This is a genomic window from Azospira restricta, assembly GCF_016858125.1.
GTDB classification, from domain to species: domain Bacteria; phylum Pseudomonadota; class Gammaproteobacteria; order Burkholderiales; family Rhodocyclaceae; genus Proximibacter; species Proximibacter restrictus.
In genome coordinates this window covers 3,670,233-3,684,299 of record NZ_CP064781.1, presented here as the reverse complement: position 1 = coordinate 3,684,299, position 14,067 = coordinate 3,670,233, and the positions used below count along the sequence as shown (strand labels likewise).

At 68.4% G+C, this 14,067-nt stretch carries 15 protein-coding genes; 3 read left to right on the top strand and 12 right to left on the bottom strand.

The window, feature by feature from the left end:
• Positions 1-2 precede the first annotated feature (2 nt).
• The 8 genes from IWH25_RS17545 to IWH25_RS17510 all read right to left on the bottom strand — a co-directional run bounded on the left by IWH25_RS17545 (position 3) and on the right by IWH25_RS17510 (position 7,728).
• Entirely contained in the window at positions 3-788 is a 786-nt protein-coding gene (locus tag IWH25_RS17545; protein WP_203387046.1) for an SDR family oxidoreductase, read from the bottom strand.
• Positions 779-1,465, bottom strand: coding sequence for an iron-containing redox enzyme family protein (locus IWH25_RS17540; protein WP_203387045.1), 687 nt, complete (start codon positions 1,463-1,465; stop codon positions 779-781). Before IWH25_RS17540 ends, IWH25_RS17545 begins: the two co-directional genes overlap by 10 nt.
• The gene (locus tag IWH25_RS17535) at positions 1,452-2,942 is read right to left on the bottom strand and encodes an AMP-binding protein (RefSeq protein ID WP_203387044.1); all 1,491 of its coding nucleotides are present in this window, start codon (positions 2,940-2,942) and stop codon (positions 1,452-1,454) included. Before IWH25_RS17535 ends, IWH25_RS17540 begins: the two co-directional genes overlap by 14 nt.
• Positions 2,939-3,553, bottom strand: a complete 615-nt coding sequence (locus IWH25_RS17530; protein ID WP_203387043.1) for a thermostable hemolysin — start codon at positions 3,551-3,553, stop codon at positions 2,939-2,941. Before IWH25_RS17530 ends, IWH25_RS17535 begins: the two co-directional genes overlap by 4 nt.
• 100 nt (positions 3,554-3,653) lie before the next feature.
• Positions 3,654-4,604, bottom strand: coding sequence for a radical SAM protein (locus tag IWH25_RS17525; protein WP_203387042.1), 951 nt, complete (start codon positions 4,602-4,604; stop codon positions 3,654-3,656).
• A 23-nt stretch (positions 4,605-4,627) separates the two neighbouring features.
• Complete coding sequence (locus tag IWH25_RS17520) at positions 4,628-5,134, bottom strand: pyridoxamine 5'-phosphate oxidase family protein (RefSeq protein ID WP_203387041.1); 507 nt, start codon at positions 5,132-5,134, stop codon at positions 4,628-4,630.
• A 63-nt stretch (positions 5,135-5,197) separates the two neighbouring features.
• On the bottom strand, positions 5,198-6,916 hold the full coding sequence (locus IWH25_RS17515) for a phosphoethanolamine transferase (protein ID WP_203387040.1): 1,719 nt from the start codon (positions 6,914-6,916) through the stop codon (positions 5,198-5,200).
• On the bottom strand, positions 6,913-7,728 hold the full coding sequence (locus IWH25_RS17510; RefSeq protein WP_203387039.1) for a phosphatase PAP2 family protein: 816 nt from the start codon (positions 7,726-7,728) through the stop codon (positions 6,913-6,915). Before IWH25_RS17510 ends, IWH25_RS17515 begins: the two co-directional genes overlap by 4 nt.
• A 166-nt stretch (positions 7,729-7,894) precedes the next feature.
• Between IWH25_RS17510 and IWH25_RS17505 the strand changes: the two genes are divergently transcribed.
• From IWH25_RS17505 to rpmG, 3 genes are all read left to right on the top strand, one after another.
• Positions 7,895-9,931: an LTA synthase family protein gene (locus IWH25_RS17505; RefSeq protein ID WP_203387038.1), complete on the top strand. Its 2,037-nt coding sequence runs from the start codon at positions 7,895-7,897 to the stop codon at positions 9,929-9,931.
• Between the two features lie 100 nt (positions 9,932-10,031).
• Positions 10,032-10,265, top strand: a complete 234-nt coding sequence (gene rpmB / locus IWH25_RS17500) for a 50S ribosomal protein L28 (RefSeq protein WP_203387037.1) — start codon at positions 10,032-10,034, stop codon at positions 10,263-10,265.
• Positions 10,266-10,283: 18 nt separating this feature from the next.
• Positions 10,284-10,439, top strand: coding sequence for a 50S ribosomal protein L33 (gene rpmG / locus IWH25_RS17495; RefSeq protein ID WP_203387036.1), 156 nt, complete (start codon positions 10,284-10,286; stop codon positions 10,437-10,439).
• 115 nt (positions 10,440-10,554) lie between these two features.
• Here the strand turns inward: rpmG and IWH25_RS17490 are convergent, their stop codons facing one another.
• From IWH25_RS17490 to IWH25_RS17475, 4 genes are all read right to left on the bottom strand, one after another.
• Positions 10,555-11,100, bottom strand: coding sequence for a hypothetical protein (locus IWH25_RS17490; RefSeq protein WP_203387035.1), 546 nt, complete (start codon positions 11,098-11,100; stop codon positions 10,555-10,557).
• On the bottom strand, positions 11,097-12,023 hold the full coding sequence (locus IWH25_RS17485; protein ID WP_203387034.1) for a S1 family peptidase: 927 nt from the start codon (positions 12,021-12,023) through the stop codon (positions 11,097-11,099). Before IWH25_RS17485 ends, IWH25_RS17490 begins: the two co-directional genes overlap by 4 nt.
• Positions 12,024-12,377: 354 nt before the next feature.
• Complete coding sequence (locus IWH25_RS17480; RefSeq protein ID WP_203387033.1) at positions 12,378-13,649, bottom strand: FCSD flavin-binding domain-containing protein; 1,272 nt, start codon at positions 13,647-13,649, stop codon at positions 12,378-12,380.
• A 10-nt stretch (positions 13,650-13,659) separates the two neighbouring features.
• Positions 13,660-13,968 (bottom strand): c-type cytochrome, encoded by a 309-nt coding sequence (locus IWH25_RS17475; protein ID WP_203387032.1) that lies wholly within the window; start codon positions 13,966-13,968, stop codon positions 13,660-13,662.
• Positions 13,969-14,067: the final 99 nt, after the last annotated feature.

Genomic DNA, 14,067 nt, shown 5'->3' with positions numbered 1-14,067 from the left:
CTCTATCGGGTGGGGGCGTGCTGCTTGATCACGGCGAGCTTGCCGGCGAGGCCGCGGTCGATCAGCGTCGGTGCGACGCCGTTCAGCCAGGCGAAGAAGCGCTCGGGGAAACCGAAGTGGCGCTCGCCGTCGCCGGCGCGCAGCGCGGCGACGACCTGGCGGGCGACCGCATCGGCGTCGTCGCTGCGGTTGTTGAGCGCGCGGTTGAGCGCGTTCACCGCGTCGCTGTTGAGCGGCGTGTCGATCGCACGCGGCGCCAGGTGGATCACCGCCACCTGCGTGTCGGCGAGCTCGCGGCGCAGCGCCTGCGAGAAACCGCGCAGGCCGGCCTTGGCCGCCGAGTAGGCGGCGAAGCCGGCGAACGGCAGGCTGCCGAAGGTCGAGCCGATGTTCACGATCACGGCCTGCGGCCGCGCCTTCAGCCACGGCAGCAGCGCGTGCGTCAGGCGCATCGGCGCCGCCAGGTTGGTGGCGAGCAGGGAGTCGATCTCGTCCCAGTCCTGTCGCTCGTAAAGGCCGAAGCCGCCGACGCCGGCGTTGTTGATCAGCACGTTGGCGCCGAATTCGCGGGCGGCGCCGGCAGCGGCGGCGACCCCTTCCGGACGGGTGAGGTCGGCGCGCACGCTGGAGTGCTCGCCGCCGAGCGCGGCGTTCAGCGCGGCGAGCCGCGCGGTATCGCGACCGGCCAGCAGCAGCCGCGCGCCGTCGGCGGCGAGCTGCTGCGCGAGCGCCTGGCCGAGGCCGCCGGTGGCGCCGGTGAGCAGGATGCGGGCGTTGTTCAGCTGCATGCGGCGACCTCCCCGCTGCGCGCGTCTTCGCGGTACGCCGGCAGCGCGCGGAAGATGTCGCCGTAGAGGCGGAAGAAGATCCGGGCGCAGCGCAGGACTTCCGCCTGGTCCTCGGGCGTCATCGCGTTGACCAGGGCCGCCAGGTGTTGCGTGTGCTGCTGGTCGAGCGTGCCGTGCGAGCGCAGGTAGGAGAAGGCCTTGTTCGGCAGCCCGAGCGCCTGCTGGATGCGGTCGGCGGCGGTCAGCGCCAGAGCGACGCTGGTGCCCTCGAGGACGAAGACCATGCCGAAGAAGCCGGCCGGATTGCCGCGGTTAACCAGGTCGTAGGCGTAGGCGACCATCAGCTCGGCCGGCAGCTCGGGCCGGCTGGCACGCACCGCCTCGGCGTCGCCGCCGGCGGCGACGATGTCGTTGAGGATCCACTCCTCGTGGCCGATCTCCTCCTCGATGTATTCGGCGACGGCCTTCCTCAGCCAGCCGAGGCGCTCCGGCAGGCGGCCGCCGAGCAGCATCAAGAGCGGCGTCGTGTGCCGGACGTGGTGGTAGGCCTGGCCGAGGAAGGCGAGGTAGCTTTCCGGCGTGACGCGGCCCTGCAGGCAGTCGGCGATGATCGGTGCCGCCAGCAGCTGCGCGCGATCGGCGGCGGTGGCGGCGGTCAGTTCTTCATAAAACGGCATGAGCGGGTTCCTCTGCGGGCAAAGCGTCTTCATAGAGCGCCGCCAGTGCGGCGCCGTGGTGGTTGAGGATGGCGGCGCGCAGCGGCCGGCCGTTGCCGGTCGCCTGGCCGTTGTGCGGCGTGAAGGGTGGGGCGGCGAACCAGCCGCCGATGCGCGCGTAGTCCGGCAGCGTCGCGTTGGCGCGGGCGACGGCGGCGGCGAGTTGCGCCCCGTTGGCGCCGGGGGCCGGCACCAGCACCGCGGCGAGCCAGGGCCGGGCTTCGCCGGCGACGACCGCCTGCGCGATCGCCGGCTGGGCGAGCAGCGCCGCTTCCACCCATTCCGGCGCGACGTTGCGGCCGAAGGAGGTGATCAGCAGGTTCTTGCGCCGGCCGGCGAGCTGCAGGTGGCCGTTGGCGTCGAGCCGGCCGAGGTCGCCGGTGGCGAAGCCGCTTCCCGGCGCGGCGGCGGGGATGCCGAGGTAGCCGAGGAAGGCGCGCGTGCCGGCGACGACTTCGCCGTCCTCGATGCGCAGCGCGGCGTGGCCGAGCGGGCGGCCGACGTCGTCGCCGTCGTCGCCGGGGCGGTTCAGGCTGAGCACCGAGCCGCACTCGGTCAGGCCGTAGCCCTGGTAGGCCGGCAGGCCGGCCGTGCGGGCGCGGGCGAGCGCCTCGGGGGCGACGCGGGCGCCGCCGACGGCGACGTAGGCGAGGCTGCCCGGCGCCCGCAGGCCGGCGGCGGCGAGCTGCAGGGTCCACGCCTTGAGCAGCTCCGGTACCAGGATCGCGCTGTTCGGCTGCAGCGTCGCCGCGCAGCGCTGCAGCGCGCCGGGATCGAAGCCGGCCATGCCGCGCCAGCCGAGCGCGGCCAGTCCGGGCAGCTGGATCGTGGCCCCGCGCAGCAGCGGCGCGTAGATGCCGGCGCTGTTCTCGAGCAGCAGCGACAACGGCAGGACCGTCAGGTGGCGGGCGATCGGCAGATCGGCGAGGCGTTCGGCGACCGCCGCGGCGGTATCGAGCAGGCCGTCGGCGGACAGGCAAGCCCCCTTCGGGGCGCCGGTGCTGCCGGAGGTGAACGAAATCTTCGCGGTGCCGGCCGGCAGCTCGCTGCCGGGGGCGTGACGGCGCATCAGGACCAGCCCGCTCCACTTGCCGGTGGCGGCGAAGCCGGCCTGCAGCGCGGCGATGCGCTCCGGCTGGTCGGTGAGCACCGCGTCGGCGCCGCTCTGCGTGAGCACGTGCGCGATCTGGGCCGGGCTGAAGAAGGTCGGCAGCGGCACCTGCGGGACGCCGGCGGCGAGCGCGGCGAGGTCGGCGATCACCCAGTCCGGGCCGTTGTCGGCGAGCAGGCCGAGGCAGCGGGTGCCGGCGAGGCGGTCGGCCAGCGCGTCGATCGCGCTGCGCAACGCCGCCGCCCGCCAGACCTGCGCCTCGCCCTGCAGTACCGGGGCGTCGGGGGCGTAGGCGCGGAGCGCGTCGAACAGGCGGGCGCCGCTCATGCCTGCGCCTCCGTCGATTTCGCGGAACGCCCGAGGCCGAGCCGGATGCGGCCGGCGACGACGATCGGCTGCGTGTCGTAATAGCTGCCCCAGGCCGCCGCCTCGTCGCCGAGGCGGGCCGGGTCGGCCGGCGCCAGCGCCAGCAGCGGCAGGCCGAGGCGGGTGAAGATGCCGATCAGCTCGCGGGTCGCGGTGAACACCACCCAGTCGTGGCCGAGGCGGTCGAAATGGCGCGCCAGCGTAAGGATCACGTGGATGCTGCTGCCCGCTTTCTCGGCGGCGAGGTTGCCGACCTCGACGATGCGTTCGCGTTGCACCGGCTGGCCGGCGAGCTGCGCCATCGCCGCCTCGATCGGCTGGTCGAGGTAGCGTTCGAGGAACAGGCGGCCGTCGCCGGCCGGCCGCCAGCCGGTGGCGGCGACGACACGATCGTTCTGCTCGAACAGCGTCAGGTTGGGCGCGAAGACGGGCACCTGCGCGCCGTAGCGCCGCGCGAAGACCGCGCGGACGAAGTCCTCGGCCTCCTGGCGGCGCGGCGAGCCGGCGACGGTATGCGTCGTCGTCACGGCGGGGGGCTGGTAGTCGAACACGGTGCGCTTGGCGGTCGGCATCGGGGGTTCCCGGGAATGGTGATGGGCCGATCTTAGGCAGCGATCCTTAACCCCGACTTAAGCCCGGCGCCGCCGCTTCAGGCATGCCCCTGGAGCTCTTCTAGGCGACCTGCCGCAGGCGCTGGCGGACGAAGCTGATGCCGGTCTGCAGCAGCTCGCCGGCGCCGTAGCGGTCGCGCATGTTGCAGTCGTCGCACAGCGCCGGGATCGCCGCCATGTCCTCGCGCCGGCGCAGCACCGCGCGCAGCGGGTCGTCGGCGACGTTGCCGATCGGGTGGCGGTGGCCGACGTCGTTGTAGCAGTACAGGTAGTCGCCGCTGGCGGCGATGAACAGGTCGACGTTGCGCGGCACGCACTTGTAGCGGTTGCTGCACCACTGGCGGAAGATCTCGCGGCCGCTCGGGATGAAGTCGAGCTCCTGCGAATGCAGCCCGTGCTCGCGGATCAGCGCGCGCAGCCGCTCGCTGGCGAGCGCGTGTTCCTTGAGGTTGCCGCCGCGGTTGTACAGCGTCGGCGACATGGTCAGCGCGTGGATGCCCTGCGCCTTCAGCCAGGCGATGGTGTCCGGCAGCGACGGCAGGCATTCCGGCATCGGCGTCAGGCTGATGCCGAGCGTCGTGCGCTTCAACAGCTGCTGCGCCGCCTTCAGGTTCTCCATCACGCGCCGCTGGTCGAGGTTGACGTGGACGCGCCCGTAAACGTCGGGGTCGATGCTGGAGAAGGAGACGATCAGCAGGCCGACCGCCCCGTCGAGGTGGGCGAGCTTCTCGGGATCGAGCAGGTGGCCGTTGCTGACCATGTCGAAGCGCACCGGGTGCCGGCGCGCATCCTCGACGAAGTCGAAGTACTGCGGATGCGTCGTCGGCTCGCCATAGCCGGCGATCACGACGCGGAACACCTCCTGCGGCGACAGGCGCTTCAACGTCTGCTGCCAGGTGCGGTCGGCCATCAGCTGCGGATGCTCGATCGCGTCGCGCGGGCACATCGTGCACAGCGCGTTGCACTTGCTCGTCCATTCGACGTTCACTGCGATGCGGTAGGAATCAGCCATGTGTGGATACCTCGTGGGGGTTGTCAGGCGGGAAGCAGTCGGGGAATGTGCTGCGGGCAGTTCGGGACGACCTGCTCGATATCGACCAGCACGGCACGCCGGCAGGCCGGGAAGAGCGCCGCGATCGCGTCGTCTTCGTGAATGCGGGCGCGGCCGTTCACGCGCAGCCGGGCGCCGTCGGCGAAATCGATGAACAGGCAGCCGACCTGCGGGTTCTGCAGGAGGTTGCCGAGGCTCATGAAGGCGCCGTTGCCGTCGAAGTCGGGGAAGGCGAAGCGGCGGCTGTCGAGGATGCGCACCAGCCCCGGGCCGCCGCCCTTGAACGAGCAGTCGCAGCGGCCGTCGGCGCCGCTGGTGGCGAGGAAGAAGAACGGTGCCGCCGCGATCCTGGCGTGGAACGCTTCCGGGAGGTGGTCCCAGAGCAGTCGCCGGCGGCGCGCTTCGTCCCACAGGGACGCGGTCTGCCAACGCTGCTGGGCGGCGATCTCGCCGGCGTGGAAGGGGGCGGGGGCGGTCGGCTCGGTGGTCATCGCAGGTGGCGGCTTGGTTCGTCGGGATGGCCGCCAGCATCGCCGGGCTTCCTTAAGCCACGATTAACCCTTGCCGGCCGGGCCGGGGGCACCGCCAGGCGGGGTCGCGGCGATCGTCGTCGGCGGCCGCCGGCAGCCGGCGGCGAGGTCGTAATCGGCGTCGCGGGCCGCCGTCTGCAGGTCGAGCAGGCCGAGCACGGTGTGGAACAGGTGGTCGTGCGTCGCCGGCGCGGCGGCGCGGCGGCGCAGGCAGTCGGCGTCGAGCGCGAAGCTGTCGCGATAGCCGGCGGACAGCCACAGCACCATCGGCACCTCCTTCTGCACCTGCGGCGCGATCGCATACGGCATGCCGTGCAGGTACAAGCCCTTTTCGCCGAGCGATTCGCCGTGGTCGGAGACGAACAGCAGCGCGGTGTCGTGGGTCGCCTGCTTTTCCTTGAGGAAGGCCACCGCCGCGGCGAGCACGTGGTCGGTATAGAGCAGCGCGTTGTCGTAGCTGTTGACGATCTCCTGCTGCGTGCAGCGGCCGAGGTCGGCGGTTTCGCAGGTCGGCGTGAAGCGGCGGAACTCCGGCGGATAGCGCTTGGCATAGGTCGGGCCGTGGTTGCCGATCGGATGCAGGAAGAGCACGGTGTTCCCGGCTGGTCCGGCGGTCAGCTGGCGGGCGCCGGCGAGCAGCGCGCCGTCGCGGCAGCCGCCGTCCGGGCAGTCGGCCGGCGACGAGGCGCGATCCGGGCGCCAGTTCTCCAGTCCGTCGCAGGTGCCCTTGCAGCCGGACTGGTTGTCCAGCCAGGCGACGCGGAAGCCGCCGTGGCGCAGCACGTGCGGCAGCGCCTCGCTGCCGCGGATGCGCCGCTCGTCGTAGGCGTGCCGCCCGTAGGGCGACAGCATGCACGGCACCGACACCTCGGTGCTGGTGCCGCAGGCGGTGACCTTGGCGAAATTGATGACGTCGAGCGCCGCCAGCTCCGGCGTCGTCTGCCGCGCATAGCCCGACAGGCCCCAGTTCGCGGCGCGGGCGGTTTCGCCGACGACGACCACCAGCAGCGCCGGCTTCGCGCGCTGCTGCCAGCTCGCCGCCGGCGCGGCGTCGGCGCCGACCGGCAGGCGGGCGACGGTGTCGGCCTTGGTGTCGGCGACGAGGTTGCGCGCTGCGGAATAGAGGTAGTTCGCCGGCGTGATCAGGTAGCGCACCTCCTTCTTCTCGCGGACCAGCGCCGACAGGTCCTGGAAGGCCGCCACCGTCGCCAGCGCGGCGACGGCCGTGCCGGCGGCGATGCTGGCCAGGCGGAACCCGGCGGCGCGCGCGCGCGGCAGCGCGCGGAGCTCGCAGCACGCAAGCAGCGCCAGCGGCGGCAGCAGGTAGCCCAGCAACGGCGGCAGCATGCCCCACGAGAACAGTTCGCCGGCCTCGCGGACGTCGGTATGCAGCACGTTGCGGATCATCTCCGGGTCGAGATAGACGTGATAGGCGCGCATGTAATAGGCGGCAGCCGCGGTGCCGGCCGCGAGCGCGGCGAACAGCGGGCGTATCGCGCGACGCGGGACCAGCGTGGCGAAGAGCGCGAGCAGCACGAAATGCAGCGCCGTCAGCACGCCGCCGAGCGCCGCGGCGTAGGCCAGCGTATGCGCCTCGGTGAGCGCCCGCTCGTGCAGCGCGGCAGCCCAGAACAGCGGGTTGCAGGCGACGGTGAACCACAGGCTGAGCGCCAGCGCCAGCGTTTCGACGCGCCACTGGAAGCGCCGGCTGCAGGCGGCGGCGAGGCGGCGCAGGGCGTTCATCGGCCGGCTCCCGGAACGCAGCCGCCGATGCGGCTGCCGGCGGGCCGTGCGACGTCCGCGGCGGCGGCCTGCAGGGGTTTCCAGAACAGCAGCAGCAGCGCGAGCAGCAGCGTCGTGCTGATCCAGGCGGTGGCCAGCGTGTGCGAGAGGAAGTGCATGCCGCGCATCTGCTGCACCCAGCCCATCGCCAGGCCGACGCCGAGACCGCCGGCGAAGACGGCGAGCGCCTGCCGCGGCGCCTGCGGCAGCCAGAGAACGGCCAGCGCCGACAGCCACATGCCGGCGCTGGCGTGGCCGGCCGGGAAGCAGTGCCCCGCGTGCCAGCCGGCCGGCACCGGGTCGAGCAGGCGCAGCAGCGGCTGGCTGCCGCCGTAGAGGTCGATCGCCACCGGGCAGTGCAGGTTCGAGCTTTCCTTCAGGCTGCGCACGAGCAGCGGCTCCAGCGCCGCGGCCAGCGCCAGGAAGCGCAGCTGCATGCGGCGCAGCGGCGCGAAGCGCAGCGGCACGACAAGATCGACGAGGGCGCCGCCGATCAGCAGGAAGCCGAACCAGACGATGACGTTCTTCAGGTAGCCGTGCATGAAGTCTCGCCCGAACCAGCTGCGGTCCCACGGGAAATTCCCGTGCGCCGGGTCGTAGTAGAGGGCGGCGAGGCGCAGGTCGAGGTCGGTGTATTGGGCGACGGCGGCGATCGCCAGCGCGGAACCAATGAGGGCGAGGACGGTCCGAGCGAGCAGCCGGCGCGGGATCGTTCCCGGTCTTGCGTGCGGCGCCGTCGCCGGCTGGGCCTGCGGCAGGGGGTGGTCGGGCATGGCGGTCCTTCCTCGTCCGGTCGGGTGAGTGACCGGCGCAGTATTTCCGCCGCGTCTTAACCGTCCCTTAAGTGGTGTACGGCGTCGGCCCCGGCGCTTAAGTCTGGTTTAAAATTCGTCCCCGATCATGCAGTCCCCCATTCATTCCCCCGAGAAGAACACTCCCATGCCTCCTGTGATCGACGCCCGCCCGGCGAACGGTCGGATCGAAATGCTGTGGCAGCGCCTCGCTGTCTGTGGTCCCTATGCGCCGCTGGCGATGCTGCTGCTGGTCGGGCTACCGCTGCTCTCCGCCTCGCGGGCCGCGCTGATGCTGTGGCAGGCCGAGCGCGTCGCCGCCGCCGGCGCCTGGCCGGAGCTGCTGCTGCAGGGCCTGCGCAACGACCTGATGCAGATCGGCATCTTCAGCGTGCCCTTGCTGCTGCTGGTGCCGCTGCTGGCGTGGCGGCCGCTGTGGGGCTTCTGGCGGCGCCTGAGCGGCCTCTGGGTGCTGCTCGCGATCGCGCTCCTGGTGCTGCTCGAGGTCTCGTCACCGGCGTTCATCGCCGAGTACGACTCGCGGCCGAACCGGCTCTACGTCGAATACCTGAAGTATCCGGGCGAGGTCCTGCCGATGCTGTGGGAGGGCTTCCGCCTGCATCTCGTCGGCGGCGTGCTGCTGACCGCGGCGGCCGTCTGGGGGGCGATGCGGCTGCTGCGGCCGTGGCTGTCGATGGCGCCGCGCTGGGGCTGGGTGCGCGTGCTGCTGACCTGGCCGCTGGTGCTCTTCGTCGCGCTGTTCGCGGTCCGCTCCAGCGTCGACCATCGCCCGGCCAACCCGGCGAGCTTCGCGCTGACCGGCGACCCTATGGTCAATACGCTGGTCCTCAATTCGGCCTACTCGGTGACCTACGCGATCTACGGCATGCGCCACGAGGCGCGCTCGAGCGAGGTGTACGGCAAGATGGCCGAGGACGAGATCCTGCGCCACGTGCGCGCCACCCGCGAGCTGCTGCAGGACCCGCGACCGCTGCTCGGCGACCCCGAGATCCCGACGCTGACCGAGCAGCCGGCGACGGTGCGCCGCGAACGGCCGTTGAACCTGGTGATCATCCTCGAGGAGAGCCTCGGCGCGACCTTCGTCGAGTCGCTCGGCGGCGTGCCGGTGACGCCGGAGATCGAGAAGCTGAAGAAGGACGGCTGGTGGTTCGAGCAGCTCTACGCCACCGGCACGCGCTCGGTACGCGGCATCGAGGCGGTCACCACGGGCTTCCTGCCGACGCCGGCGCAGGCGGTGGTCAAGCTGTCGCTGGCGCAGCGCAACTTCTCGTCGCTGGCGAGCATCCTCGGCCGCGCCGGCTACGAGTCGGAATTCATCTACGGCGGCGAGTCGCATTTCGACAACATGCGCGGCTTCTTCCTCGCCAACGGCTTCTCCCGGGTCACCGACGAGAACGACTATGTGAACCCGGTGTTCAAGGCGAGCTGGGGCGTCTCCGACGAGGACCTGTTCAACAAGACGCACGAGCGGCTGCTGGCCAAGCACGGCGACGGCCTGCCCTCCTTCACGCTGGTGTTCACCTCGTCGAACCATTCGCCGTTCGAGTTCCCCGACGGCCGCATCGAGCTCTACGAGCAGCCGAAGGGCACCGACAACAACGCCGTCAAATACACCGACTGGGCGCTCGGCCGCTTCATCGAGAAGGCGAAGAAGAGCCCGTACTGGCAGGACACCCTCTTCGTCGTCGTCGCCGACCACGACATCCGCGTGCGCGGCGAGACGCTGGTGCCGATCGAGCGCTTCCACATCCCGGGGCTGATCCTCGGCGCCGACATCAAGCCGCGCACGGTGAAGACCGTCGCCAGCCAGATCGACCTGCCGCCGACGCTGCTGTCGCTGCTCGGCGTCGATGCCCGCCACCCGATGCCCGGCCGCGACCTGACGCGGGAGCCGGAGGGGCTGCCGGGACGGGCGATGATGCAGTACAACGAGAACTACGCATGGATGGAGGGGCAGCAGGTGGTCGTCCTGCGCCCGGACAAGGCGCCGACGCACGGCCGCTACGATCCGGCGAGGAAGCATCTGGATGCCGTGCCGCCGCCGGCCGACGGGGTGGCGATCGAGCAGCGCGCGCTGGCGCATTCGCTGCTGCCGGCCTGGCTCTACCGCGAGCAGCGCTACCGGCTGCCGGAGGCGCCTGCGACGGCGCAGGCGGCGCGTTAGGGCGGGCCGTCCGGCGGACAAAAAGAGCTTGATATTTTTCGGAAAGTTGGATTAGAATCGCCGGCTTTCCTCTTCCAAGATTACTAACGGAGCAACAACCATGGCGCGAGTCTGCCAAGTGACGGGCAAAGCCCCGATGGTTGGGAACCACGTTTCCCACGCAAACAACAAAACGAAGCGTCGCTTCCTGCCGAACCTGCAGTACCGCCGTTTCTGGGTCGAGAGCGAGAACCGCTTCGTGCGTCTGCGCGTCTCCAACGCCGGCCTGCGCGTCATCGACAAGAAGGGCATCGACGTCGTCCTGGCCGACCTGCGCGCCCGCGGCGAAGTCTGATAGAGAGGAACCCGAACCATGCGTGAAAAGATCAAGCTCGAGTCGACCGCCGGTACCGGTCACTTCTACACGACGACCAAGAACAAGAAGACGATGCCGGAAAAGATGGAGATCAAGAAGTACGATCCCAAGGCCCGCAAGCACGTCGCCTACAAGGAAGTGAAGCTGAAGTAATTCGGCCGCCTCCCCGAGAAACCCGTCCGAGTCCTGCTCCGGCGGGTTTTTTTTTGGCCTGGGATTCGTTTTGTGTTCGGTCTACGTCCTGCTAGTGATGGGGCAAACCATGGTGTTACCTTGCTGTTGTCATCAGGTCTTTGAGGTCATCCATCGTGACCTTTTGGTCGAATATGGCGGGTTCTTCCGAGATTGTGCCAGTTACACGAGCGACGGATGGGAGTCCGTCGGTTTCGTCTGATCGGTCGAACCACAGAATTTTCCCCATCACGAGTTGTAGCCAGGTGGGGTAGTTGTAGGCCTTCCCGCTACTATGGTCGATGATTGCACCGATGGCTCCTCCCAGCAGGATATTCCCGTACATTCCAGCGTTGGCGCGCGATACGGCAGTCGCTTTTGCTTCCGGAAAGGAGGGGTGGCGGCACGTGATCTCGAGGTTGCTCCCCGAGCGGGCAACGACGACGGTTCCTGGCGTCTTCAGTTCATACCGTTTGCCGTCGCTTTGAAGTGCGCAGTCGGCGCCTTCAGCGGCTCCACCATCGGGCAGGCGGGTTTCAAGCCGAATCCTTTGTGAAGAATCATGGGTAATTGAGGCGCATCCGGGGAGCAGTGCGAGTGCCATTGCTGTAATGAGAACTTTCACGCAATCCTTCCGGGTCATGGCTTTGCCTTTCTTTCTGTTAATGCAACAGGCCCGGTAGCGGTATGCTCAGCGTCATAACAACCTGAAAATTGCTCGCCGGTATGCGGAAATGTCTGAGTTAAGCAGAGCCATCCGTCAGCAGTGACTGATGAATACCCTCGGCGTGGCAAGCCATTCACGTTTGCATCTATGCTCCACCAGCCGTTCGAGTCGAATTGTACTGGTCGACCTTTTTCCCCTACGGTAAACGGCCCTGCGTTTGCTATTTGCAGTCGCAGTTCTTCTGCCCCCATTTTTCTTGCTACAGGGGTAGAAGGGGGGGCAATACTTTTTTGATGACTTTGTATCTCTTCCGCATTCGCTTTTTGTTGCTTTGCGCGTTGCGGAACTTCGGCGATCCAAATCGCCGGACTGACTAAGCCATTTCCCCTCACATGGATTTTTGCTGTGAGGGCGGATGCGATGCCAAGGAGTTTTCCTCTTTCGTCGAATACCCCGCCGCCACTTACTCCGGGTGGAATGGGCGTCGAGATTTCTATTTGCGGCCCACCCTTGTCGCCAGCGGATTGCAAGCCGTAGAGAAGTCCATCGCTCATCGTTAGTTCCCGTCCGCTGGGCGCCCCGATGGTGAAAATGCGCAGACCAACCTTCGCGTCCTGTGACGGTACTGCAACTGACGCCAGAGGGGCTTTCAGATCCGGGACGCTAAGCTGGCACAGATCCCGTTCAATGTCTGCGTGTTCGAGCTGAGCCTGATACGAAATCCCCCCCTGCCTGACCTGCACCATTTTCGCCCTGGCGATGACATGACAGTTCGTGATGACCGTTTTGCTGCCGGTAATAACGCCACTGCCTTGACGGATCGGGGACTCATTTTCGCTCAAGCCGCGTACCACCATAACGCTTGGCGAAACCTTTTCAAATAGTTCGGCTGGTGTCATGCCATGTGCCTGACCGAGTAGTCCTGCGCAGGCGACGGCGACGGCTATGCATTGCAAAGGCTGTGACATACATCTTCCTCTTGTTTTTTCTGCGACCCGATCAGTTTTTGCCGGTGCCAAAGGAGGGTTATTTCGCCTTGGTTTCACCTTGCTGTTTGGTCGATTGTCGAGTGGATACCGGCGCCCGTTCGTGGAAAATAGCTGCAGCATTTTAGCTGATGACGAATGCCTAAAGTAAGCAGGCCAGAGAAACTCCGCTCGCAACAGGCGTGATTCGAGATTCTGAACTGCATCTGGAACGGAAAAGGGCCGGGAGCGTCAGCTGCCGGCCCTTGGTGTTTCTGGCGGAGGCGGTCAGGCCAGCATGTCGGCCCAGATGTTCTTCGCCCAGCCGATCGCGTAGCTGCCTTCCAGTTCGTTGCGCGCGGCGGAGACGCCGCTGGCGCCGGGGACGACCAGCATCGTCCTCTTCTCGGCGTCGTACTTGTGCACCGAGGCGACGTGGATCACGTTCTTCGCGTCGACGAAGCTGTAGCAGGTGTTGGCCATCATCGGCTCGGGGTTCGGCGCCTCGCCGGCGAGCAGGTTGAGGATCGCCGCGGCGGCGACCTTGCCGTGCTGGTTGGCCATGAAGCCGGATTTCGGCATCAGCGGCGCCGACAGTGTCGAATCGCCGAGAATGTGGATGCCCTTGACGTTCTCCGACTCCATGCTCCGCCAGTCGACCTCGGCCCAGCGACCGTTGGCGAGCTTGGCACCGGATTTCGCGACGAGGTCGCCGGCGCGGTGCGGCGGCACGACGTTGAGCACGTCGGCTTTCACCTTGTCGAACTCGAGGATCGCCGTGCGGTTGGCGACGTCGACGTCGCGCAGCTCGCTGTTCGGGCGGTATTCGACGATGCCCGGGTACAGCTCCTGCCAGGCCTTCACGAACAGGCCCTTCTTCGAGACGACGTCCTCGTTGGCATCCAGCACCAGCACCTTCGACTTCGGCTTGTGCGTCTTCAGGTAGTGGGCGATCACCGAGGCGCGCTCGTACGGCCCCGGCGGGCAACGGTACGGCGCCTTCGGCACGGTCAGCGCGTAGACGCCGCCGTCCTTCATCGCTTCCAGCTGCTTCCTGAGCGCGACGGTCTGCGGGCCGGCCTTCCAGGCATGCAGAATCTTCGCCTGCGCGTCGGCGTTGTTCAGTCCCGGCACCTGGTCCCACATGAACTCGATTCCCGGCGACAGCACCGCGCGGTCGTAGGCCAGCTCGCCGTACGTGGCGAGCCTGATGCGGCGCTTCTCGGCGTCGATGCCGACGACGTCATCGTGGATCACGCGCACGCCCCATTTCTTCAGGCCCTCGTAGCTGACGGTGACGTCGGCGAGCGTCCGCTCGCCGGCGACGACGAGGTTGGAGATCGGGCAGGAGATGAATTCGCGGTTGCGCTCGACCAGCGTCACCTCGACACTGCCGTTGCTCCACATGCGCAGGTACTTGGCGGCGGTAGCGCCGCCGTAGCCGCCGCCGACGACGACGACGTGGCCGCCGGGCTTGCTGCCGGCGCCTGCACAGCCGCCGAGGGCGACGAGGCCGGCGCTGGCGCCGGCGGCCTTCAGGAAATCGCGACGATCGAACATCTTCTTCTCCTTATCTCTGGGCCGCGAACCAGGCGGCGAGCAGGTCGATCTGGGCGTCGGTGTAGCCCTTGGCGATCTGGTGCATCACCGTCGCCTCGCGCTTGCCGGCGCGGAATTCGTGCAGGCTCTGCGCGATCTTCTCCTTCGGCTGGCCGGCGAGGGTGAGCATCGCGGTGCCGGGAACCGCCTTGCCGTTGGTGCCGTGGCAATTGGCGCAGGTCGCGGCGAGGTTGCGCGCGAGGTTCGGATCTTGGGCCGCGGCCGGGCCGGCGACGAGCGCCAGGGCGGCCAGGCAGGCGGCGAGGGGGAGCCTGTTCATCTTCTTCTCCGGTGTGGGTTGTGCAGGAACGGCCGCAGGCGCTGCCGCGCGCGACCATGGGTCGAGTCTAGCCCGACTGGGTAAGTGCAAAAAATAACG